Raw genomic sequence first — 22,907 nt, 5'->3', positions numbered from 1 at the left:
ATGTGAGAGTAGGTCATCGTCAAGATTAAATTCCGAAACCCCATTTGCGAAAGCAGATGGGGTTTTGTTTTTGCGCGCGGAAAACTCGGACTTGTTCTGGATCAATGGCCTGGCTTAGGCGGGTCTCTATATGCCATCCACCATTGCGCGAGTAAGCTAACCCCTACTCATACCCTGTAGCAGTCCAGCTCGCCGGCGGTAGCGAACTTGAGCATCTCACCGCCGGCAAGCCGGACCGCTACAGAAAGAGTGCCAGCGAACCGTTCGTGTCAGATACAACCCAAGTGAGCAATGCAGCGACGCACAAAAAAGCCCCGCATCACTGCGGGGCTCTTGGTTAACGCTCAATTTAACTTATTCAGCTGCTTGCTCTTCTACTTCAACAGTCTTGGCGGCAACGACCTCGTCACGACGACGAATGTATTTCCAGTCGGCCTCATCGATATAGATACCGGCAGGGCCGCTACCGCCTTCAAGGTCGATCGCAACGTGTGCCGAAACCTGTGGCTTCACACTTGCCAAGATCGGCACAAAGCCTAACTGCAAGCTCGTTTCGAGCAGCGCAGCCTGGTTCCGCTCATCGATGTCCGCCGCTTCATCCAGATAGTAAGGCAGACGCACACGGCCGGCTTGTTCGCGATCCATCAAGTGCAGCAACAGGTACATGTTGGTCAGCGCTTTGATGGTCATGGTCGTCCCGTTAGACGCCGCGCCGTCGATGTCGGTGTGAATAACCGGCTGGCTGTTGACCTTGGTGATTTCAAACGCCAACTCAAACAGGTCCTTCAGACCCAGCTGGTTGTGATTCGCGGCCACGAGACGTGCCAGATACTCCTTGGCTTCTTCGTTCTTGTTGTCCTGCTCTGCGCTTTGGCTCAGATCGAACACCGACAGAGTTTCGCCTTCTTCATACTGACCGGCGCTGTGGATGATCTGATCAATGTGCTTGAGCGCTTCCTTGTTCGGAGCGAGCACAATGCGGAAGCTTTCCAGGTTGGAAACCTGACGGCGGTTGATCTCGCGGTTGAACAAGGCGAGTTGATGCTCAAGGCTGTCGTAGTCGCTGCGGATATTGCGTAGGGTTCGTGCGATATCGGTCACAGCAGCGCGACGAGCTTTGCCCAGTGTCAGCGCTTCATCAGTACGGTGTGCATAGGCGTTGATCAGCAGTTGCAGACGGCGCTCCATGTCGTCTTCGCTGTCAAACTTGGCTACGCCTTTCAAGCGCACTTGTGCATACAGCGCTTCGATCTGACCATCGCAACGCAGCAAACCTTGCCAGCTGTCCTGATAGTCGTTGAGCAGGGGTAGCAGGTTATCCAGCGAGTCATCCACTGGCTCCATGAATGGGGTGCCGAATGGCAGATCTGCGGGCAGTAACTGACGACGACGCAGAGCGTCATCCAGCGTGCGCTGCTTGGATTCCAGATCGCCGATCTGGCGACCCACCAGTTGCAGCTTGGCCGACAGCTGCTGGACGCGTTCTGTAAAAGCATCACTGGAGCGTTTGAGCTCGTCTTGAGCCGCTTCCATCTGCGCCAGTTGTTCCAGCTTTTCGCCTTCTTCCGCACTGAGGGTCTGAGTACGGCGGAAGTCTTCCAGTGCCTTCTGCGCATCCAGCACCTGCTGATACAACGCTTCTGTCTGGGTCTTGCTCGCTGCGCGGTCCGCCGCTACAGCTTGCTGGGTTTTCAGTTGCTTGAGTTCTTTTTCCAGGCGCTCTTTCTGATCGCGCAGAGCCGCGCGGTCGGCCAGGGCCTGCAGCGCAGGTGGCTCGATGTGCGACAGATTGATCGAAAGACCCGGCACTTCGAAGCGCTCGCCCTTGAAGCCATCGAGGATCGCTTCAAGGGATTTGACCCACGCCTCGCCGTCATCCAGCGCGATGCCTTGCTCGCCCAATGGCAGACTGAACAGCGCACTGTTGAACAGGCGCATCAGGCGTTCGACGTCCGGTTGCGAGAACTCTTCACGCAGACGAGCGTAGCTGTTGTTGTCGGCGTGATCGAGTTGCTGTTTTACCGACTTGAGGCGTTTTTCCAGATCGCGTAAACGCTCATCCAGATCCTCGGCGCTGAACTGGCGCGACTGAGCCAGCGCGCCGGCCAGTTCGTCGTGGGCATCCTTGGCTGCCAGCAGTTGCTGTTCAAGGGTTTTAACGTTGTCGACCAGCGCAAAACGATTTTTCAGAACGGCGAGTTCGCCAATCCAGCGCTGGATATTGCTGATCTCACGCTCCAGACGCATCAGTTCTTGAGTGCCGCCGCGTTGGTCGTTCTGGAGGGCATCTTGTTCGCCGCGATAATGCTCGGCCTGAATAACCAGCTCTTCCTTGCGTGCGTTGGAGTAATCCTGCCAAGTGCCGAGCAGCGAGTCGAGCAGCGGCGACAGCCGATGCAGCTTGCCGCGCAGGATGTCGCGTTGGTTCACACCGTTGGCCAGTGCCTCAACCAGCGGGCCAGCCAGAACCAGGGCGTTGTAATCCTGTTCCATACGACGCACATCGCGGAAGGCTTCTTCGCACGCAGCGATGTAATCGACACTGCCGGATCGCAAGCTGTGTTCGAAGGCGTCGAGGAACAACTGCTTGAGTTTGGCAGCCGTGATCTCGCGCATGTGCAGCAGGTTGATAAACAGCGCGCGGAACGTTTTCAGGCTCTGTTCGCTGGTGGAGCGCAACGGGATCAGCGTCAGATCGAGCGGAATCGAGGTGTGACCGCCGACCAGCAGGCGACGCAGCTCGTCAGGCTTGAGCTCGTAGGCCTTCAGGCCCTGGCTTTCCAGATTGGTGAACAGTTCTTTTTGACGCAGACAGGTGTCGTTCTTCTGGTAGTGCGCCAGATCCAGTTTGCCTGCATAGGCGAAAAACTGGTGACCGAAACCGCCGCCGGGGCCGCGACCGACGACGCCGATGACATGCGGGCCGTGGGGCAGGGCGACTTCAACCAGAATGTAGCTGGTGTCTGACGCAAAGTAGAAACGACGCGACTGATCAAGGCTGTACTTGCCGAAGCTCATGTCCGACATGCGTGCCAGAATCGGGAATTGCAGGGCGTTGATCGACGCACTTTTACCCAGGTTGTTCGCGCCGTAGACCGACAGCGGGCGTTCAAGCGGAAACAGCCCGAGGCTGTAACCGGCCGTGTTCAGCAGGGCAAAGCGGCGGATGCCGTAGCGTTCCTGGCTCATGCGTCAAGCTCCTGTTCTTCGGCGATCGCGCGGGCCAGCGCCTGCTCTTCGGTTTCTTCTGTTTCGTCAAACTCGGCCAGATCGAGTGGATCGTCTGTCTGCAGAAGCTTTTCGTCGCTGTCATCGTCGATCAGCACTGGCGTCGGCAATGGCAGGTCACTGTGAAGACTGGCCGCCAGATCACGATCTTGCTGAACCGACAGGCAGACATCGAGGAAGCGGTGCATCGGCGGCAGGAAGCGGTAGATACCGACTTCTTCGGCAGCGAATCCCAGCTGCGTCATGCGGCGCATGATCTTTTCTTCCAGCTCTTCCTGTGTCTGCACTTCAGCCTGCAGGAACAGGTCACGGTATTTTTCCAGCAGCGAGGGCAGTTCGTCACGACCCAGGCTGCCACCATCGAGCACGGCTACCGGGTCGCGGCCCTGATCGGCCAGATGCTCGACGAGGATGAAGGTGAACAGTGCCAGGCGCTGGGCGGTCTTGTTGACCTGCGCAGCAGCCAGATCCGGCACGAAGTAGTAAAAGCCACGGGTGTCGCATACGAGCTCGAAGCCCAGGGCCTTGAAGAGCGTGCGGTATTGGTCTTGAGCGTTGGATAACTGTGCGTACAGCTCCGGGTCGCGGCGGCTGATGTGGTAACCCTTGAACAGCTCGCGAAAGATCGGTGCGAGCTGGGACATTTCGGATAGATCAAGATGCATGGGCGGTGCCCTCGGAATTCTCTGGGGTTGCGTCTTTGCTCGAGAGCAGGGCGAAGGAGCGCAGGCTGACGCGGTGCTCCTGGGTCAGGTATTCGCGGCGTTCCAGACGCTCGCGTTTGAAGCGTTTTTCCCGCGAAAGGCGCGAAAACCAATACAGCAATTCGTCAGTTGCGCCGGTGGGCTCCTGCTCCAGCAGCCAGACCATCAGGTCCGGCATCGGCAGCGCCTCTTCACAGCGCTCAACCATTTCCTTGACCGTGCGCGGTGCTTGCGGACGTTCACCTTTGCGGGTAGCGCTGGCTTTGGGGAATCGTGCTGGTTTTGCCTCGAACCGCGCCAGTGCATAGACATACGCTTCGACCTGGTTGGCACTGCCGAGAAAGGTGCTTTGCGGCCGAGTGAACATCGGCATGGCGGCCTGCGGGACTGCGTCGATACCTCTACGACGAATCGCCGACAGGGCCAGCGCGGCGCCGCGTGTCACCGCATTGTGGCGACGGGCTTCTTCACGCAGCGGCAGGAGAAGTTCACGTGCATGACGCAAAGTCAGCTGGGCGCTGGTTTGCATTTCCAGAATACGCGCGTGAGTACGCAGCAACATGTCGTCATCGACCAGGTGCCCGAGACGTTGCTGATCAGTGAGCATGCGCAGCAGGACGTTCTCGACCTTGCGCACGCCTTGTTCGAAGGCGCCGTCAGCGTTCACCAACTGAATCATCGGTTCGACGTATTCATCCCAGGTCGCCAGCACTTCTGCATAGCGTTGACGCAACGGAATCTGCCGGTCGCTGGTTTTGGCGCGCTCGGCCACGGAAACCAGCGCCTGTTCGTCGTTGGCGAGCTTTTTCAGAACATCGCGCACGCGCATGTCGAGTAAACGCAATTGGCGCGCAAGGTCATTGGCGTCGCGAGCCTCGAAGGCTTCCTGAATGTAACCGGCCAGCCGCTCCAGATGGCGCAGATAGGCTTCGATTTCCAGGCACAGGCCCAGACGGTGCTCGCGACGCAGATACGACAGAAAATCGTGAATCTGAGCGTTCAGCTCGAAACGGTTCGGGCTTTTCGCCACGGGAACCAGAATGTCGAGACGAATCCACACGTCCAGCAGGTTGGTGATGTCCTGAGGCGTGCTTTCCAGTTGCTGGGCGGCCAGTTGCACGCGCAATTCGCTCAGGCTCAGGGTGCCTTGGTCGAAGTGCTCGCACAGTGGCTCAAGAAGCGCCCAGTGTTCGGCAAGGGCGCGCAAGACGCGCTTAGGTTCGATCATCGGATGGCCGCTGGTTGGCAAATAAAAGCGGCGATTGTACTGCATCGGAGGCGTTGGTTTTCACCCTCAGTCGATCAACTGCGGCGTGATTCGTCGAAGGTCTGTAGAATCCCCCTCCAGACTTTATCCACAGGTGGCCGACCCTTGCTCAACGAGCCTCGCCGCCGCGCTTATCTGACCGCCATGCAGGTGGTCAGCTGGCTGCCGCGCACCGATCTTCCCTTTGCCGCACCCTCGCGCCCGGAGCTGCTTGCTCCGTTGCCGGTGTTCGAGGATGAAGTCGCCGCGCCGGCGCCGTCGGTCGCCCCTGCACACGCGACCCGAGAGCCGACAGTTGCAGGTCCGGCATCCGTTGAGCGCACCGTCGAACGACCAAAAATCGAGATCCCTCGCTCTTCCTCTGCCAAGCCAGCGGCGAAAGCCGTTAAAGACGAAGGCGCCGCGCCTGCCGCCGTGAAGGTGCCAGTCGTTCCGCCGCCGCGCTTTGCCCTGCAATTGCTGCGGGCCGGTAGCTGCCTGCTGTTGGTCGAGCTGGCAACCGGCGAGCCATTCCAGAGTCGCGATCCTTCTTATCTGTTGCTCAAGGACATGCTGCGTGCCGCGGGTTTGCCGGATAGCCCGCAGATCATCGGTGAGCCTGTGCGCTGGCCGTTGCTGGTTCGCGGTCAGATGGATCAAGGGCCTGAAGCGGCTAGGGATTTCGTGCAGGGCTTTCTGTATGCCCGTACAGAGGAAGAGCCTTGCACATGTCTGTGGCTGATCGGACTTCCTGCGATACGTTTTGCTGGCGAAGTTGACGCCGAATCCTACAATCTTGAACTCCAGGTCGAAGGCCTGGGTTCGGCCTGGGCGCTGCCGGGACTTGAGCTGTTGATGGANAGCGTAAATGAGTGACGCAGTAACGTTTCGCCGCATGACCGAAGCTGATCTTGACGCGGTACTCAAGATTGAATACGCGGCGTTCAGCCACCCCTGGACCCGAGGTATCTTCCTCGATGGTCTGAAATCTTACGAGATCTGGTTGATGTTCGAAGGCGACCAGCAAGTCGGTCATGGCGTGATAAACGTCATTATCGACGAAGCCCATCTGCTCAACATCACCGTTAAGCCGGAGAGCCAGGGTCGCGGGCTTGGCCTTCTGTTGCTGGACCGGCTGATGAAGCGTGCGTACGAGCTCAATGGGCGCGAATGCTTTCTGGAGCTGCGTGCCAGCAATCGGTCCGCCTACCGTTTGTATGAGCGCTATGGCTTCAACGAAGTCGGCCGCCGTCGCGACTATTACCCCGCCGTTGGTGGCCGGGAGGATGCGCTGGTGATGGCCTGCACGTTGGTTGACTAGCCGATAAGCGGGGCCCTGGCAACACGACTTGCCGGCGGAAGCGCTCAAGGACCCCGCCGCCAGCGAGTCATCGTGCTACGGATGTTCGTGATCTTCAGACAAGAGGATTGTCTGCGACTTTCAAACGCCTGGCTTACCATCCAGCGGGTCGAGAATGGCCATTTCTTCCTCATCAAGGCCGCCGCCAGCGCCGATCTCATCTTCATCGACGATACTCAGATCGAAGTCGGCGGGTCCTCCTTCCCCTTGCTCACGGGCTGAACGCGCGCCGTCCTCATCGATCAGCGTTTCCGGGCTCATGTCATCGTCGGTCGGGTTGTGATCATCGGTCGAAGCGCCGGTCATTCCTGCTTCGCGTGCGCGCTCGTCGGGAATGTAGTTTTCCAGTTCGTCGGCCGGAATCGTGTCACCGATACGCCCACTGGGCTCGTTATTGTCATTGAAGTTGAGCTCCTCCATCGAGCCCATGCGGTCTTCATTGTCATCGATGGGTTCGGGTTGGGTAGCGCCATAAGGTCGGCGTGAATCGTTCATGGCAAATCCTCATTGTTTGCGGTCCTAGTTGGGTGGACCGGGTGGCGCGATTAAGATTCCCTCCGGTTCTCGATCGGTAGTGGCAAGAAGGAGTGACTTGGAGCGCCGAGCTCCAGTCATAGCTGAGCATCATTTCCGAGGCATCAACGCATGAACGAACTACAAGACTTGATCGACAACAACGAACGTTGGGCTGCCGCCATCAAGGAAGAAGACCCCGAGTTCTTTGCCAAACTGGCGCGCCAGCAAACGCCGGAATTCCTCTGGATCGGTTGTTCGGACGCCCGTGTCCCCGCCAATGAAATCGTCGGCATGTTGCCCGGCGACCTGTTCGTCCACCGCAACGTAGCCAATGTCGTCCTGCACACTGACCTGAACTGCCTGTCGGTGATCCAGTACGCGGTCGATGTACTCAAGGTCAAACACATTCTGGTCACTGGCCACTACGGCTGTGGCGGCGTACGTGCGTCGATGCAGGACCGTCAGTTCGGCCTGATCGATGGCTGGCTGCGCAGCATTCGTGACCTGTATTACGACAATCGCGAGCTGCTGAGCAAACTGCCGACCGAGGAAGAGCGTGTCGACCGACTGTGTGAACTGAACGTGATTCAGCAGGTGGCGAACGTTGGCCATACCAGCATCGTGCAGAACGCCTGGCATCGTGGCCAGAAGCTGTCGATCCATGGCTGCATCTACGGCATCAAGGATGGTCGCTGGAAAAGCCTGAATGCGACCATCAGCGGCTTTGAGCAACTGCCACCGCAATATCGGCTGCGTCCACTGGGCGAGTGAACCGGGAAGCGATGAACTGTAGGCGTGAGCTTGCTCGCGATTCCCGCTAAGCCATTCGCCCATTCGCCCATTCGCCCATTCGCCCATGCGCGCATGAACAAATGGCTAATCACGCTCGCGAGCAAGCTCGCGCCTACAGGCGCTTTCGGTGCTACAACACGAAGCGCTGCACCATCGAATTCAGATCCGTCGCCAGCATCGCCAAGGCGTTACTCGCGACGGTCGTCTGTTGCGCGCCTGAGGCAGACTGGGTCGACAGGTCGCGGATGCTGCTCAGATTGCGATCCACTTCGTTGGCGACCGCTGCTTGCTGTTCGGCCGCGCTGGCGATCAGCACGTTGCGGTCACTGATGGTCGAGGTGGAACTGATGATTACCGTCAGTGCCTGACTGGTGGCTGCCGCTTGCTCTAGCGTCAGGCTGGCCTGGGATGCAGTCACTCGCAGCGTNCGGTGGTCGAAGCACTGGTGCGCTGAGCCAATGAGCGAACCTCATCTGCCACGACCGCAAAACCACGACCGGCTTCACCTGCGCGGGCAGCCTCGATGGCCGCGTTCAACGCCAGCAGGTTGGTTTGATTGGCAATGGCGCGGATGACTTCGAGAATCTTGCTGATACTCAAGGTACGCTCGGCCAGACCGTCCGCCTGATGCGAAGAGTCCAGTACGTTGTCGGTCAGCTCCTTGATCGAATCGATGGTCCCGGTCAGGCGCAGACGGCCCTCGGCAGCGGCTTCGTTGGAGGCTTTCGATTCGCTCGACGTGTTGCTCGCGTTATCCGCGACTTCCACCGCCGCCTGGCTCATCTGGTTGACGGCGACAGCGGCCTGTTCGATTTCATCGTTCTGCATTTGCAGGTTTTTGGCGCTGGTTTCGGCAATGGCGCCCATTTCCTGCACCGACTGGCTCAGCTGGCTGGCGGCAGCGTAAATCTGATCGATGGTGCCGTGCAGATTGCCGCGCATCTGGCCCAGCATCTTCAACAGCTGCGCGGTCTCGTCCTTGCCTTCCGGAATGGGCCGCGGGCTCAGATCACCTTCAGCAATGGTGCTCGCGATCTGCAGCGACTGGCGTAGCGGGCGAATGATGCTCAGGCTCAGACGCCATGCCAGCAACAAGGTCAGGACTAGCGCCACGACAATCGCGGTAACGGCGATGATTCGCGTTTGTTGAAATCGGCTGCCAGCGCCATCAACCGCTGCGGCTGCGCTCTGCTTGTTCAATTCGCGCAGCAGTTGCACCTGCATGTCCATCAGGTCGCCCTGCATACTCAGGGTGGTGTTGAGCAGCATTCGCGCATCATCGAGTTTGCGCTGCTCAATCAGGCCGATCTCGTCATGCAGTCCTGGCATGAATGCCTTGTAGGCGTCCTGCAAGGCTGTGATGGAGTCGCGCTCGGTGCTGTCGGTTGCGTGGGCGAGGTAATCGCTGAAGGCTTTCTCTACTTCGTTTCTCAACTGTTCGACGTTGATCTTGCTGGTGACCACGGCGCCGGGGTCATCGGCGTTGGCGATCAGACGTGCGCTTTCGCCGCGCAGTTTGATCAGGTCGATGGCGATGGCGTCAGCCATGGCGATGCTTGGCAAGGAGCCGCTTTCCACCGCTTCGCCCTGATCGCGGATGCTCTGCATCTGCAAAAGGCAAAACACCCCCAGCGCCACGAGCAGCAGTGCGGTCACACCGAAGCACATGACCAGACGTTGCGTAATCCTGAAGCGCCGCAAAAACGCAGGCTTTGAAGAAGGACGGACTAAAGCACGCAATAACCTTTTCACGACAACCAATCCCATCGACGAATTCACCGGAGACTTGGTTATAGAGATGTTCCGTGATGTCTTTGTGACATCGACTGATCAATGTTTCAGATTTGTTTTGATTTCGCGGCAAACGGATGAACGGTCGAGGGTGGCCTGGAGACAACCTCGGTGCGGTATTTCAGCCTACGTCACTGTCCGCCAATCTCTTCCAGAAATTCCTTCAAAAAACGCTGCGCCCGCTCATGGCGCATCTGTGCCATCTGCCTGCCCGTAGGCGTTTGAAAACCTTTGGCCAGGGTGAAAATCTTGGTCGTGAAGTGATCGATGGCGAAGCGTTTGTCGTCCAGTTCCCGACGTTGCGCGTGGGGATCGTAGGCGTCATACAGCTGGCTGCCCATGCGCCCGGAGACGTAGAACAGCCGGGCAACGCCGACCATACCGATGGCGTCGAGGCGGTCGGCGTCCTGGAGGATTTTTGCCTCCAGAGAGGTGGGCGTGATGTTCGCCGAGTAGCTGTGAGACTCAATGGCGTGGGCTACCGCTTGGGTACGTTCTTCGTCCCAGCCCATCTCTGCCAGCAGTTCAGTGGCTTTCGCTGCGGCCAGGCGTGAGGCACTGGAGCGAAATGGTGAGTTCTTCTCGACCGCCACGCAGTCGTGCAGCAGGGTTGCGGCCAGCAGCAATTGATGATCGCCGCCTTCTTTGTCGCGAATTGCGCAAACATTGGTCCAGACCCGGTGCAGGTGTGACACATCGTGAGAACCATCGACTTTTTCAGCCACCGTGTGGGGGATGAGTTTGTCGGCGAGGTCCTGAAACGGCGCGAAGGAGAGGGCGGTCATCGAATGTCCTTTCAATCCGGGCTGGCGATTGGGGGGCCAGCATACAGCGATTGACCCGTTCGACCGTCCCAGGTTCGTCAAGCGGCAGAAGAAGTGACCGCGCCGGCGGTAAACCGCGTGAATATCAGCCGGGTTTCGCTGGCCTCAGGACCAGGCGCGACCCAGCAGGCCAAAGCCTGCCAATGCCAATAACAGCCATTGAGTGAAGCGCGCGGCGTGCTCGGCGCGAATCCGCACGAATAGCTGCTGGCCTGCCCACAGACCGGCCAATAAAGCGGGAATCAGGTAGAGCACATGCTCGGCGGTCTTGTCCGGGATGGCATGCGCCAGACCAAGGCCAATCAGTGCCGCGAGGTCTACGACGAAAAAGAACAGAATCAACGTGGCGCGCAACGCGACGGCTTTCAGCCCGCTGTGACTGAGCCCGGCGCCCACCAAGGGGCCGCCGATGGAGAACGCCGCGATCAGAGCACCGCTGCATCCCCCGACGATCCAGCCGCCCAGTTGTCCCTTGCCCATCGGCAAGGTGATACGCGCAAGACCGAGCAGCGCCAGCAGACCAACCAGCACATAGACGCCAGTGTTCAACCAGTCACTGTTCAGGCCGGTCAACAGCCAGATACCGCAGGGCACACCAAGGGCCGCCGCGATCAGCAATCGTCTGAGTTGCGGGTAGTCGGTATGAGGTAATGCGCCACGCAGCAGCATCAGACTGGAGGCAACTTCGAGACTCAACACAATCGGCACGGCCTCATTCAGCGGACCGAGCATCGCCATCCCGACCACGGCAATGGCCGCGAAACCAAAGCCGGTCAAGCCCCGGATCACGGCCGCAATTAGCACACAAACAACGGTCAGGATGAAGTTCAGTTCAGGACTCAAGTCAGGTCTTCCCCCACAGAATTCGGCCACTTTAATAAGAACGCTGCGAGGTGTTTTAGATCCAGACGGGTGATCGAGTGGTGCCAGATGATTCTTTGGTCCTCTTTCCGGACGCAGAGCAGCGGTACGACGCGCTGGCTCCATCGAAACCCTCATCTGGATCTAATCCTGCTGGCAGGCCGTGGATAGGCTGACGACCATTGGCCCTCACCGTGTCCGCCTTCAGGAGTGAACCTCATGGCAACGAACCTCGATCATCAATGGATGCCTTTTACCGATAACCGCGAGTTTCAGCGTGCGCCGCAGTTGTTCGTAAGGGCTGAGGGTTTGCGCTACTGGACCGAGGACGGGCGGGAGTTGCTGGACGGCAGTTCGGGCCTGTTTTGCAGCGCCGCCGGGCATGGTCGTGTGGAGATCGCCGAAGCCGTCGCAAAGCAATTGATGACGCTTGACTTTACCCCGCATTTCCAGCGCGCTTCGCCGCTCTCGTTCGAGTTGGCCGAGCGCTTGAGCGAGCTGTTGCCTGACGGATTGAACAAGCTGTTTTTTACCAACTCAGGGTCTGAGTCGGTGGACAGTGCGATGAAGATGGCGCTGGCGTATCACCGGGCGCGTGGCGAAGGGCAGCGCACGCGCTTCGTGTCCCGGGAGTGGGCCTATCATGGCGTCAATTTCGGGGGCGTGGCGCTGTCGGGGATGATGCGTAATCGTCAGGCGTTCGCGGCGGGCGGCCTTCCACATGTCAGCCACATGCGTCACACCTGGCAGGAAGAACAGCGTTATCAGTTGGGTGAGCCCAACGGCAGTATCGATCTGGCGAGCGATCTGGAGCGCATCATCGCGACCCACGGCGCAGACAGCATTGCGGCCTGTTTCGTCGAGCCGATTGCAGGGTCCATCGGCGTCTACGTACCGCCTGTGGGATATCTCAAACGCCTGCGGGATATCTGCGACAAGCACGGCATTCTCCTGGTTTTCGACGAAGTCATCACCGGCCTAGGAAGGACCGGAAAACCGTTCGCGGCGCAAAGCTTCGACGTCAAACCGGACATCATCACCATGGCCAAGGCACTCACCAATGGGGCGATTCCTATGGGTGCGGTGGCGGTGGATCAGGCGATTTTCGATACGGTGGTCGGCGCCAGCAAGGGCAATGGCCCTGAGTTTTTTCACGGTTACACCTATTCGGGGCACCCGGTTGCGTGTGCGGCGGCGCTGGCTTCGCTGGATATCTATCGCCGTGAGGATCTGTTCACCAGGGGCGCCCAGCTATCGCCTTATTTCCTCGAATGCCTGAGCGGCTTGCGGGGTTTGCCACAGGTCTGCGACTTACGTGGCTACGGGATGCTCAGCGGCATTCAGCTCACACCGGGGCAGGCGCCGGGTGCGAAAGGCGGGGTGGTGCAGCGGGCCTTGTATGACGCCGGTTTGCATGTGAAAACCACCGGTGACGCGATCATCTTCGCCCCGGCGCTGGTGGCTGAGCGTCAGGACGTGGACGCGATGATCGATGTTCTCAAGGCTGTGTTGGGGCGGGATCAGCTCTGACTCGCCGCAACTCCCCGTCGCGCTGATTCCCTGTAGCAGTCCGGCTTGCCGGCGGCGGCGACCTCGAGTCCGCCACCGCCGGCGAGCCGTGCTGCTACAGAAGCGGATGCGATCATAGCGCTTCCCGCTGTTTTGCCACTTGCCGCATCTCTTCCCACGTCTGTGCCAGTTCAACGATTCCCGGCTCAATCAGCTCCTGCGCGATGGCGCCAAAGCCCAGCCGGAAGTGGTATTGCGGTCGCTCGGTTCCCAGAAAATGGATGTCCCCAGGCTCGATCAGCACGCCACGCCTGGCCACCAGTCGTTGTAGTACCCACGCGTCGACGTCAGGCGGGCAAGTGACCCACAGCGATGAACCGCCAGCCATGCCACTGGCCTGCACGTCCGGCAGGTGTGTGGCGAGCGCGCGACTGATCAGTTTCCACTTGCGCGCCAATCGATCACGCAGGCGCCGCGCGTGGGCATCGTAATGCCCCATGGAGAGGAACAGCGCCAGTGTGCGCTGGTTATTCGAGGGTGGATGGCGATAGATATAGCGACGCAGTGCCCGCAATTCATGAATCAGCTCCGGGTCGCCGGCAATGAACCCCAGGCGCACGCCAGGCAGCAGCGTCTTGGTCAGGCTCCCGAGGTAGATCACACGACCGCTGTCATCAAAACTTTTCAATGCGGGGTGATTGCTGCCCAGATAGTTCTGCTCGCTTTCGTAGTCGTCCTCAATGACCAGAAAGTCCTGTTCGCGAGCGCAGGTCAGCAGTTCGAGACGCCGGTACAGCGGCATGGTCACGCCAGTCGGTGATTGGTGGCTGGGCGTGCAGAAAAGCATTTCACAGCCCTCCAGTTGCTGATCCACGATCAATCCCTGGCTGTCGAGACGCAACGGTTTCAGCTCGCATCCTGTGAGCGAAAAAATGTTTCGTGCATCGACATAGCCGGGCTCTTCCAGGCCCATGACCAGTCCGGGACGCCCCAACAGTTGCGCGAGCATGTACAGCGAATTCTGGGTGCCGATGGTCACCAGAATTTCCTCGGGGCCAGCCTTGATTCCGCGCTTTGGCAAAACCCGTTGAATGATCTGCTCCACCAGCAACGGATCGTCCAGGGTCACCTGATCGTCGACCCAGCAGCGCATGTGCGCACCCGTCGCAGCGATGCGCGCGCAATCTCGCCAGCGCGCCGCGGTTTGTTCGTCCGCCTCGATCTGCCCGTAGATGAATGGGTAACGGTATTCGCGCCAGTTGCGCGGTTTGACGATGGCGCGCATGTGCGCCGATTCAGTCTGAAGGCGGCGCTCCCAGTCGGGTGCGTGGTCAGGCCGCTCGAACAGTTTCTGGCTGAAGGGTCGCAGACTGACATTGAGCTGCTGACGTAGAAATGTTTCGTTGATGAAATAGCCGCGTCTGTCCGATGGGGTCAGATAACCATGCTGAACCAACTGCTCATATACCAGCACCACGGTATTTCGCGAGACCTTCAGCAACTCGCTCAACTTGCGTGACGAGGGCATGGCCTCGTTGGGTGGGATGGCGCCATCGAGTATTGCATTGAGCAGCCGCTCTCGCAGTTGCTCCTGTAATCCTCGACCCGTTTCGAATGGATGAAGATAACGCTCCAACATGGTTCCGACTCCCCGCAAGTCGCACCCTTATGGCGCGGCTTCAACGCTGCAGACCGCGTGGCACAAGGGCTGTAAAAAGCGCTGGCACCACAGGCTGTAGCAACTGGATCTAAAGCAAGCTTCGGACCGGCACTAAGATCGCATGAACTTCGAAAAACGCCTTCCACTCTGGAGCTCCACCATGCTCAAGCCCTTGCACAAATGGATTCGCCGCTCTGTCCTGTTGCCGCTCACCGCTTTGACCCTGGGGATTGCGGCGTCCGCCCACGCTGAAACCGTGACCATTGGCGTACAGAGCATGTTCGCGCCGTGGAAGAACGCCATCGCTCAGAAGGAATTCGAGAAGGCGACCGGCTGGGACATCAAATGGCGCAGCTTCGACAGTGGCGGTGATGTCATGACGGCCATGGCCTCCGGCGATGTGCAGATCGGTGTCGCGGGCAGCAGCCCCATTGCCGCGGCGGTCAGCCGGGGTGTCGAGGTGCAGCTGTTCTGGATTCTCGACAACATCGCCAGTGCCGAGGCGCTGGTGGTGCGCAACGGTAGTGGCATCGTCGCTCCGCAGGACCTGGCCGGCAAAACCCTCGCTGTTCCATTCGTGTCCACCACTCACTTTCACGCCCTGTTTGCCCTCGAGCAGTTTGGCCTGACGGGCAAGGTCAAAGTCATCAATCTCAATCCCTCGGATATTCCTGCGGCGTGGGAGCGCGGCGACATCGACGCGGCGTTCATTTGGGACCCGGCGTTGGGGCGTCTGAAGCAGAACGGTCATGTGTTGCTGACCTCGGGTGAACTGACCAACTGGGGCAAGGCGACGTTCGACGGCATCGTGGTCGACAAGAAATTCGCAGCAGGCAATGCCGATGGCATGAAGGCGTTCACCAAGGTGCTGCAAACCAGCACCGACGATTACGTGAAGGCGCCGGACACCTGGACCGCCAGTTCTCCACAGGTCATCAATGTCGCCAAACAATCCGGCGCCAAGCCGGATGAAGTTCCGCCTGTGCTCGCTCTATACCAATTCCCGCTGGCGGCTGAGCAGGCCAGCAACAAGTGGCTGGGCGCGGGCAAGGACGGTGGCGCGGCCAAGGCGCTGGCTGCGACGGCCGTGTTCCTCAAGGACCAGAAGAAAGTCCCGAGCGTACTGCCCGACTACAGCGTGGCCATCAACCCGAGCTTTGTTGAAGCCGCCGAATAACCCGGCGCAAACCGTGCATCGTTGCGCACACGCGGGCGGGACGATGCTCACTCCACACCCGACTTCACACAAGGAAAGCGCCATGGCCCTGAGCCTCAAGATTCATGACGTTTCGGTGCTGTATCCTGGACAGCAAAAAGGCCAGCAGGTCAGTGCGCTGTCCGGAGTCAATCTGGACATAGCTGCCGGTGATTTTGTGGTCGCGCTGGGGGCTTCCGGGTGCGGCAAAACCACCCTGCTGAATCTCATGGCGGGGTTCATCCAGCCAAGCAGTGGTGTGATTACGCTGGGCGATTTTCAGGGCCAGGTCCCGCAGGATGTCAGCCGCGGCGCTGAACTGCGCGATCAGGTTACCGGGCCGGGTGCCGAGCGCGGTGTGGTGTTTCAGAAGCATGCGTTGCTGCCGTGGCTCAACGTGCTCGACAACGTCGCCTTCGGGCTCAAGTTGCGGGGCATCGCCAAAGCCGAGCGTGAGCAGCGGGCGATGCGTTTTCTTGAGCTGACAGGGCTGGCGGAGTTTCGTGGACACGCGATCTACCAACTTTCCGGCGGGATGCAACAGCGTGTCGGGATCGCCCGCGCACTGACCAATGACCCCCAGATGTTGCTGCTCGATGAGCCTTTGGGCGCACTTGATGCCTTGACCCGGGAACGCCTTCAGGAGCTGATCCTCGACATCTGGCAAAGCACCCGCAAGATGATGTTTTTCATCACGCACGATGTCGAAGAGGCGCTTTTCATGGCGACCCGATTGATCATCATGTCACCGCGCCCTGGACGTATCACCCACGAGTTTTCAGTCGACTTCGGCAAGCGTTTCCTCGCTTGCCGCGACGCTCGCGCCGTCAAGTCCAGCCCGGATTTCATCGCGCTGCGCGAGCAGATCCTGAGCATCATTCATGGTGATGAGGAGGCTGCATGAGCCTGTTCGACGAAAAGCAGCGCCGCGCCGTGATGCGGACCTTCAATGACCTGCGTCGAGCCGCACCGGCCAAACCGGGCGAGCAATATGGCGCGCCTGGCAATGGTTCCAGCATGACGTTGAGTCTGGCGACCATCGTTGCCGTGTTCGCGCTCTGGTATGTCGCCACCAACGCGGGCTGGGTTAAGCCACTGTTCCTGCCATCACCCCAGGCGGTATGGATGCAACTGGTGGATGTATCGCAGGAGGGATTCGCCGACGAGACTCTGCTCGCGCATATCGGCTGGAGCGCCTTGCGGGTGTTCGGCGCCTTTGTGCTGGCGGTGCTGACGGCCATTCCGGTGGGCATCATGATGGGTGTCAACCGCGTGGCTCGCGGCATATTCGATCCGCTGGTGGAGTTTTATCGTCCCCTGCCGCCATTGGCTTATCTGCCGTTGGTGGTGATCTGGATGGGGATCGGCGAAGGCTCGAAAATCCTGCTGATCTACCTCGCGATGTTCGCGCCGCTGGCGCTGAGTGCACGGGCCGGCGTCAAGTCCGTGGCCATCGAGCAGATTCACGCGGCGTACTCAATGGGGGCAAGTCGTGGGCAGGTGCTGCGCCACGTGATCATGCCCGCAGCCTTACCGGAAATGCTGACGGGGATGCGCATCGCCATCGGTTTCGGCTGGACCACACTGGTCGCCGCCGAGATGGTCGCTGCTACGGCAGGCTTGGGCTTCATGGTGCTGACCGCTTCCAAGTTCATGGCAACCGACGTGGTCATCATGGGCATTCTGGTGATCGGCGCCATGGCGCTGTTGTTCGATCTGGGGATGCGCTGGCTGGAGCGCAAGCTTGTGCCGTGGAAAGGCAAAGTGTGAGCGTCTCTAGCAGCCCGGCTTGCCGGCGGTAGCGCCCTTGAAATCGCCACCGCCGGCAAGCCGTGCTGCTACAGGGGGCGGGGTCAAACGGCGAATGTGTTGTCGGCCCTTGAGCTTGTGACCGTCCGGCTTGCCGGCAGCACGAAGTCAATGAGGTCTGTAGCAGTCCGGCTTGCCGGCGGTAGCGCCCTTGAAATCGCCACCGCCAGCGCGCCGGATTGCTACAGGGTATCGGTTGCCACTGGAGGCATTTACTGCCCCTTCATCGCCGCCGTCATTTTGTCCACGTTGTAGCGAAACATGGTCACGTAGGTCGATGCCGGGCCGTTGGCAGGCGAGAGCGCCTCGACGTACAACTCGCCACCGGGATGCGCGCCGCTCGCTTTGGCGATCTGCTGCACCAGACGCGGGTCGCCGGAGTTTTCGAAGAAGTACGCGCTGACGTGCTCCTGCTTGATTTGAGTGATCAGCTTGCCGACATCCGCTGCCGACGCTTCGGTTTCCGTCGAGAAGCCCAGTGGTGACAGGAAGGTCACACCATAGGCATCACCGAAATAGCCGAATGCATCGTGGGACGTCAACACCTTGCGCTGTGCAACGGGAATGGTGTTGATCTGCGCTCGAGCGTAAGCGTCCATGTCCTGCAGTTGAGCGATGTACTTGTCGCCGTTGGCTTGGTAGTCGGTGGCATTGTCCGGGTCTGCTTTCTGCAAGGCCTTGATGATATTTCTGACGTACACGATGCCGTTCACCGCGCTGTTCCAGGCGTGCGGGTCAGTAATTTTTTCGCCGTCTTCGTCCATGCTGCGGGTCATGATGCCGTTGGACAGCACCACCGGCTCACCCTTGTAACCTGATGCCGTGATCAGCCGATCCAGCCAGCCTTCCAGGTGCAACCCGCTCACGAACACCACGTCGGCTTTCTTCAGCGCCTGCGCGTCGTTGGGCGTTGGCTCGTAGACATGCGGATCGCCGTTTGGCCCGATCAGCGACTTCACGTGGACATGATCGCCACCGACGTTATGCACCATGTCTGCGATGACGGTGAACGATGCAACGGTTTCCAGGGTTTTGGCCTGGGCGAAGTTGGCCAGACCCGACAACGCCAGCGCGGCGGTCAGAAGCGTCAAACGTTTCATGTGATTTCCTTGCGATAAGAGAGCGATCAGCCGGACAGGTGAACCCTGGGAAACAAGCGGCGCAGAAAGCCGCTGCGTCCAAAGAACAGTGAGAACAGATAGAAGGCGCTCGCGGTCAGCACAATGGCCGGTCCCGATGCGACGCTGGCGTGGTAGGAAACGATCAGTCCGATGAACCCCGATAACGTCGCGACCACCGTCGAAATCACGATCATGCCGGTCAGTGAACTCGACCAGAAACGTGCGACGGTGGCAGGCAGCATCATCATCCCGACCGCCATCAAGGTGCCGAGCGCTTGAAAGCCGGCGACCAAATTGAGCACGACCAGCAGCAGAAACAGGACGTGATACAACGAGCCGTGCCCGCCGACAGCACGCAGAAATCCGGGATCGAAGCACTCCAGGATTAGCGGGCGATAGATCAGAGCGAGCAGGATCAGCGTGAACGAAGCGATGGCGCCAACCATGAAGATCGCCTGATCGTCGATGGCCAGAATGGTGCCGAACAGCACATGCAAAAGGTCAACGTTGGAGCCGTGCAGCGACACGATCAGAACGCCCGCCGCCAATGACGTCAGGTAAAAGCTGGCAAAGCTGGCGTCTTCGCGAAGGGTAGTGAATCGACTGACCAGGCCCGATAACAGCGCCACTGCAAGCCCGGCGATCAAGCCGCCGAAACCCATTGCTGGCAATGACAGACCGGCGAACAGAAAGCCCACCGCTGCGCCGGGCAAGACGGCGTGACTCATCGCGTCTCCCACCAGACTCATGCGACGCAACATCAGCAACACGCCGACGGGACCGGAGCCGATGCCCAATGCAAGACACGCTACAAGTGCGCGGCGCATGAAGCCGAAATCGACGAAAGGCTGAATCAACAGGCTATAGAGCGTCACAGCGTGTTCTCCTGGTCGACTTCGCAAGCCTGCGCGTCGGGGCTCCAGTGCTCGGCCATGTTCTTGGCGCGGCGCAGGTTGTCGGGGTGAAGGATGTCGGCTGTGTTACCCCAGGCGATGGTTTCCCTGGCCAGCAATAAAGTGCTGGGGAAGTGCTGGCGCACTTGATCGATATCATGCAGGACGGCGATCACGGTACGGCCCTGACCGTGCCAGGTGCTGATCAGCTTGAGCAGGTCGCGAGTGGTGCGGGCATCAATGGCGGTGAAGGGCTCGTCCAGCAGAATCACCGATGCGTCCTGTAACAAGAGGCGGGCGAAAAGAACGCGCTGAAACTGACCTGACGACAGCGAACTGATACTGCGTTGTTCGAAGCCTTCCAGTCCGACCGCCAGCAAAGCCTCTTTTGCCTGCTCCGCGTGCTTTCGCGTGACGCCTCGAAAGGCGCCGATGCTGCGCCAGGCGCCCATCATTACGGTGTCGGCCACGCTCAATGGAAAGCTGCGATCAATCTCGGCCGCCTGCGGTAGATAGCCGATATGTCGTGTGGCCAAGGCACCACGGTCCACGCGCCCCACGGCAGGTTTCAATGTGCCTGCGATGGCCTTGATCAAGGTCGACTTGCCTGCGCCGTTCGGCCCGACAATCGCAGTCAGGCTGCCAGCAGCAAAACGCCCATTGACGTGATGCACCGCCGGACGGCGTTCGTACGTGACGGTGAGGTCGTGAAGGTCGATTGCCGCGCTCATGGAATCGCCACCGCCCACGCGATGCCGATCCACAACAGCGCGAGCAAGATCAATGAAACCAGCACCCGTTTACCTGCGGATCGGGCGAGGGCGGAGGTCGCGATATTTGCGGAAAGTCGAGGGGCGGGTTTCACGAACGAAGTGCCTGAAATGTTTTGTTATAGTATTACATCACTATTTCCAGGCTGGAGGAAAGCGGTATTTTGAGACGGTTCAGTCTGGCGACAGATTTGCCGGTGTCCACGTGATGACGTTTTCCTGCAGCGACAAACCCTGTAATTTCCAGACCACGCTTTCTTCTTCGTTTCAGGATTCCCCATGACTGCCTCCTACCGCCGTCCCGTTCCCCTCGCCAAATGCTATCGCTTGCTCAACCACGGCCCGACCGTACTGGTCAGTGCCGCTCACAACGGCCAGCGCAACATCATGGCAGCTGCATGGGCGATGCCTATGGATTTCCAGCCGCCGAAGGTCACGGTGGTGTTGGACAAATCAGTCTGGACGCGTCAACTGCTGGAGGGCTCGGGCACGTTCGTGATCAACGTGCCGACAGTCAGCCAACTGGACATCGTCGAAACCGTGGGTTCGACGTCCGGTCTGGAAATCTCTCGAGAGCAGGACCTCGATAAATTCAAGGCTTATGGTCTGGAGACTTTTGCCGCAGACATCGTCGAAGCGCCATTGCTGGAGGGCTGTGCCGCGTGGCTTGAATGCCGGTTGATGCCCGAGCCACATAACCAGAATCAATACGACCTGTTCATCGGAGAAGTCGTTGCGGCCTGGGCGGACGAGCGTGTGTTCTCCGACGGCCACTGGCACTTCGATGGACATGACCAGCTGCGCACGCTGCACCATGTGGCAGGTGGGCATTTCCTGGTGATTGGTGATGAGGTTGTGGGGAAGGTCCTGGAGCGCTCAAGCGATTGATCTGCTCTCAATGCTCGAACCCTTTCCCACAGCAGTCCGGCTTGCCGGCGGTGGCGTACTAGAGGTCGCTGCCGCCGGCAAGCCGGACTGCTACAGGGGGCATGAACTCTGACGATCTGGCACTCATCGCCCAGGTCGCCAACGCTGGTCAGTCTTTAACCAGCTCTCCGTTCACCAGACGCCAGGTCTTCAACGGATTGCTCTGCTGAAGCGACGGCGGCAGCAGTGAATCCGGGACGTTCTGGTAGCAGACAGGACGCAGAAAGCGGTCAATGGCGGTGGCGCCCACCGACGTGCTGCGGCTGTCGGATGTTGCCGGGAACGGGCCGCCATGAACCATCGAATAGCTCACTTCGACGCCGGTCGGGTAGTCATTGAACAGAATCCGTCCAGCTTTGCGTTCCAGCGTCGGCAGCAAAGCCTGGGCGATAGCCTGGTCGCCTTCCTCGAACTGCAGCGTGACAGTCAGTTGACCGTCGAACTTCGCGGCCACCGTTTGCAGATCGGCAGTGTCCTTGCAGACGACCAATAGCGCGCTCGGCCCGAAGTTCTCGTCTTCTAGGGCCGGGTTTGCGAGGAAGGTTGCCGAGTCGGTGCGGAAAAACGCAGGGCGTGCCTGGAACGAACCTTCTGCCTCACGCCCTTCGGCGACCAGCGTCACGCCCGAAGCCTTGTGCAGATTGTTCAGACCATTGCAGTAGGCGCCGTGAATGTTCGGCGTCAGCATCGTGGTCGGCGATTTATCCGCCAACGCGTTGGCCGCTGCCGAAACGAAGCGTTCCAGCGCATCACTTTCCAGCGCCAGCAAGATGCCGGGGTTGGTGCAGAACTGGCCTGCGCCCATCACCAGCGATTCAACGAATCCCTTGGCGATGCTGTCACCTCGGGCGGACAGCGCGGCAGGCAGCAGGAACACCGGATTGATGCTGCTCATCTCGGCATAGACCGGAATCGGCACCGGCCGGGCCTGAGCGGCAGCGACCAGAGCAAGCCCGCCGCGACGTGAGCCGGTGAATCCCACAGCGCTGATCAGCGGATGGCTGACCAACGCCTGTCCGACAGAAATGTCCTTGTCGATCAGCATCGAGAACACGCCGTCCGGCATGCCGGTTTCCCGTGCCGCTTTCTGAATGACGCGAGCGACCAATTCGCTGGTGCCCAGATGCGCCGGATGAGCCTTGACGATCACCGGGCAGCCAGCAGCGAGTGCTGAAGCGGTGTCACCGCCAGCAACCGAGAAGGCCAATGGAAAGTTGCTGGCGCCAAACACCGCAACCGGACCTAGGCCGATACGCCGCAAACGCAAATCGGCCCGCGGCAGGGGTTGGCGATCCGGCATGGCGGTATCGACTACTGCGCCGTGCCAGCGACCGCCACGCAGCAGGCTGGCGAACAGCTTGAGCTGATTGACAGTGCGCATCCGTTCGCCCTCGAGGCGCGGTTTGGGCAAGCCGCTTTCAATGTGAACCCGTTCGATCAGGACATCGCCCAGATCCAGCAGCCCTTGGGCGATGGCGTCGAGGAAGGTCGCGCGCTTTTCGTCGCTCAGTTGCCGGTAGCTGTCGAACGATGCCTCCGCCAATTCGCAGGCGGCGTTGACGTCGTCCAGAGTGCTGGCGCCGAAGACTGGCGTCAGTTGTTCGCCTGTGGCCGCGGCAAGGGCGTAAACCTGGCCTCCCTGACCGGCTACGGCACGTTGACCGATGATTGTTTCACCAAGAATCTGCATTGCTCAACACC

Annotated in this window: 19 protein-coding genes and 2 pseudogenes; 8 read left to right on the top strand and 13 right to left on the bottom strand. The window is 59.7% G+C overall.

What is annotated here, in order from left to right:
- Positions 1 to 354: 354 nt before the first annotated feature.
- From mksF to mksB, 3 genes are read right to left on the bottom strand one after another with little or no spacing between them, the layout of a single operon-like run.
- Entirely contained in the window at positions 355 to 3,189 is a 2,835-nt protein-coding gene (gene mksF / locus D3M70_RS30705) for an Mks condensin complex protein MksF (protein WP_120129883.1), read from the bottom strand.
- Positions 3,186 to 3,893, bottom strand: a complete 708-nt coding sequence (mksE, locus tag D3M70_RS30700; protein ID WP_120129882.1) for an Mks condensin complex protein MksE — start codon at positions 3,891 to 3,893, stop codon at positions 3,186 to 3,188. Before mksE ends, mksF begins: the two co-directional genes overlap by 4 nt.
- On the bottom strand, positions 3,883 to 5,160 hold the full coding sequence (gene mksB / locus D3M70_RS30695) for an Mks condensin complex protein MksB (RefSeq protein WP_120129928.1): 1,278 nt from the start codon (positions 5,158 to 5,160) through the stop codon (positions 3,883 to 3,885). The genes mksE and mksB overlap by 11 nt, the downstream gene beginning before the upstream one ends.
- A 144-nt stretch (positions 5,161 to 5,304) precedes the next feature.
- Between mksB and D3M70_RS30690 the strand changes: the two are divergent.
- A pseudogene (locus tag D3M70_RS30690) lies at positions 5,305 to 6,038 on the top strand (energy transducer TonB); the annotation flags it as partial.
- An 8-nt stretch (positions 6,039 to 6,046) separates the two neighbouring features.
- Positions 6,047 to 6,499, top strand: a complete 453-nt coding sequence (rimI, locus tag D3M70_RS30685; RefSeq protein WP_120129879.1) for a ribosomal protein S18-alanine N-acetyltransferase — start codon at positions 6,047 to 6,049, stop codon at positions 6,497 to 6,499.
- Positions 6,500 to 6,619: 120 nt separating this feature from the next.
- Here the strand turns inward: rimI and D3M70_RS30680 are convergent, their stop codons facing one another.
- Complete coding sequence (locus tag D3M70_RS30680) at positions 6,620 to 7,033, bottom strand: serine kinase/phosphatase (protein ID WP_120129877.1); 414 nt, start codon at positions 7,031 to 7,033, stop codon at positions 6,620 to 6,622.
- Positions 7,034 to 7,183: 150 nt separating this feature from the next.
- Here D3M70_RS30680 and can point away from each other — a divergent pair, with 150 nt between their 5' ends.
- Positions 7,184 to 7,825 (top strand): carbonate dehydratase, encoded by a 642-nt coding sequence (can, locus tag D3M70_RS30675; protein ID WP_120129875.1) that lies wholly within the window; start codon positions 7,184 to 7,186, stop codon positions 7,823 to 7,825.
- Positions 7,826 to 7,976: 151 nt separating this feature from the next.
- On the opposite strand, the pseudogene D3M70_RS33860 reads toward can, so the two are convergent.
- The 4 genes and pseudogenes from D3M70_RS33860 to D3M70_RS30660 all read right to left on the bottom strand — a co-directional run.
- Positions 7,977 to 8,273, bottom strand: a pseudogene (locus D3M70_RS33860) (methyl-accepting chemotaxis protein); the annotation flags it as partial.
- Position 8,274: 1 nt separating this feature from the next.
- The coding region (locus D3M70_RS30670; protein WP_375233063.1) for a methyl-accepting chemotaxis protein at positions 8,275 to 9,514 on the bottom strand (1,240 nt) is incomplete at its 3' end.
- A gap of 254 nt (positions 9,515 to 9,768) precedes the next feature.
- On the bottom strand, positions 9,769 to 10,422 hold the full coding sequence (locus D3M70_RS30665) for an HD domain-containing protein (protein ID WP_120129874.1): 654 nt from the start codon (positions 10,420 to 10,422) through the stop codon (positions 9,769 to 9,771).
- Between the two features lie 144 nt (positions 10,423 to 10,566).
- A complete protein-coding gene (locus D3M70_RS30660) occupies positions 10,567 to 11,304 on the bottom strand; it encodes a sulfite exporter TauE/SafE family protein (RefSeq protein ID WP_120129872.1) in 738 nt (245 codons plus the stop codon).
- Positions 11,305 to 11,541: 237 nt separating this feature from the next.
- Between D3M70_RS30660 and D3M70_RS30655 the strand changes: the two genes are divergently transcribed.
- Complete coding sequence (locus tag D3M70_RS30655; RefSeq protein ID WP_120129871.1) at positions 11,542 to 12,852, top strand: aminotransferase class III-fold pyridoxal phosphate-dependent enzyme; 1,311 nt, start codon at positions 11,542 to 11,544, stop codon at positions 12,850 to 12,852.
- Between the two features lie 112 nt (positions 12,853 to 12,964).
- On the opposite strand, the gene D3M70_RS30650 is transcribed toward D3M70_RS30655, so the two are convergent.
- Entirely contained in the window at positions 12,965 to 14,470 is a 1,506-nt protein-coding gene (locus D3M70_RS30650) for a PLP-dependent aminotransferase family protein (protein ID WP_120129869.1), read from the bottom strand.
- 181 nt (positions 14,471 to 14,651) lie between these two features.
- Between D3M70_RS30650 and tauA the strand changes: the two genes are divergently transcribed.
- From tauA to D3M70_RS30635, 3 genes are all read left to right on the top strand, one after another.
- Positions 14,652 to 15,668: a taurine ABC transporter substrate-binding protein gene (gene tauA / locus D3M70_RS30645; protein ID WP_120129867.1), complete on the top strand. Its 1,017-nt coding sequence runs from the start codon at positions 14,652 to 14,654 to the stop codon at positions 15,666 to 15,668.
- Positions 15,669 to 15,750: 82 nt separating this feature from the next.
- The gene (locus D3M70_RS30640; protein WP_120129866.1) at positions 15,751 to 16,590 is read left to right on the top strand and encodes a taurine ABC transporter ATP-binding protein; all 840 of its coding nucleotides are present in this window, start codon (positions 15,751 to 15,753) and stop codon (positions 16,588 to 16,590) included.
- Between the two features lie 32 nt (positions 16,591 to 16,622).
- The gene (locus D3M70_RS30635; protein WP_375233062.1) at positions 16,623 to 17,456 is read left to right on the top strand and encodes an ABC transporter permease subunit; all 834 of its coding nucleotides are present in this window, start codon (positions 16,623 to 16,625) and stop codon (positions 17,454 to 17,456) included.
- Between the two features lie 251 nt (positions 17,457 to 17,707).
- Here D3M70_RS30635 and D3M70_RS30630 read toward each other — a convergent pair whose 3' ends face one another.
- Genes D3M70_RS30630 through aztA form a run of 3 tightly spaced genes read right to left on the bottom strand, consistent with a single transcriptional unit; the run spans position 17,708 to position 20,240 of the window.
- On the bottom strand, positions 17,708 to 18,595 hold the full coding sequence (locus D3M70_RS30630; protein WP_120129863.1) for a metal ABC transporter substrate-binding protein: 888 nt from the start codon (positions 18,593 to 18,595) through the stop codon (positions 17,708 to 17,710).
- Positions 18,596 to 18,621: 26 nt separating this feature from the next.
- Entirely contained in the window at positions 18,622 to 19,491 is an 870-nt protein-coding gene (locus D3M70_RS30625; protein ID WP_120129861.1) for a metal ABC transporter permease, read from the bottom strand.
- Positions 19,488 to 20,240, bottom strand: coding sequence for a zinc ABC transporter ATP-binding protein AztA (aztA, locus tag D3M70_RS30620; protein ID WP_120129860.1), 753 nt, complete (start codon positions 20,238 to 20,240; stop codon positions 19,488 to 19,490). Before aztA ends, D3M70_RS30625 begins: the two co-directional genes overlap by 4 nt.
- A 318-nt stretch (positions 20,241 to 20,558) precedes the next feature.
- Here aztA and D3M70_RS30615 point away from each other — a divergent pair, with 318 nt between their 5' ends.
- Positions 20,559 to 21,167, top strand: coding sequence for a flavin reductase family protein (locus D3M70_RS30615; RefSeq protein WP_120129858.1), 609 nt, complete (start codon positions 20,559 to 20,561; stop codon positions 21,165 to 21,167).
- A 148-nt stretch (positions 21,168 to 21,315) separates the two neighbouring features.
- On the opposite strand, the gene D3M70_RS30610 is transcribed toward D3M70_RS30615, so the two are convergent.
- Positions 21,316 to 22,896 (bottom strand): aldehyde dehydrogenase (NADP(+)), encoded by a 1,581-nt coding sequence (locus D3M70_RS30610; protein WP_120129857.1) that lies wholly within the window; start codon positions 22,894 to 22,896, stop codon positions 21,316 to 21,318.
- Positions 22,897 to 22,907 lie beyond the last annotated feature (11 nt).

It is taken from the genome of Pseudomonas sp. LS-2, assembly GCF_003605735.1.
In the GTDB taxonomy this organism is placed as follows: Bacteria; Pseudomonadota; Gammaproteobacteria; order Pseudomonadales; family Pseudomonadaceae; genus Aquipseudomonas.
This window is presented reverse-complemented; position numbering and strand designations above follow the sequence as displayed.